Source organism: Flavobacterium sp. Leaf359 (assembly GCF_001423985.1).
GTDB classification, from domain to species: domain Bacteria; phylum Bacteroidota; class Bacteroidia; order Flavobacteriales; family Flavobacteriaceae; genus Flavobacterium; species Flavobacterium lindanitolerans.
Window position 1 is genome coordinate 580,281 of the sequence record NZ_LMPW01000001.1, and the last position, 211, is coordinate 580,491.

Below are 211 nucleotides of genomic sequence, written 5' to 3' on the forward strand. Positions count from 1 at the left end.
GCAGGAGCCTGGGTATCGGTTACGGTCACAACCTGAGTGTGCTCGGCAGTGTTTCCGCAAATGTCAGTAGCCGTCCATCTTCTAGTCAATATATATGATGACGGGCAGTTTCCATCGGTTCTTGTCTCAGCGAATGTTACCGTTGCGCTTCCGCAAGCATCGGTCGCAGTAAGCGTAGCCGCAGCCGGGATACTGTCGCAAGACGCAGCCA

The 211-nt window shown here is 54.5% G+C and carries 1 protein-coding gene; it reads right to left on the bottom strand.

The window, feature by feature from the left end; all coding sequences use genetic code 11:
• On the bottom strand, positions 1–211 hold a 211-nt coding region (locus tag ASG38_RS17905), incomplete at both ends, for a hypothetical protein (RefSeq protein ID WP_162239641.1).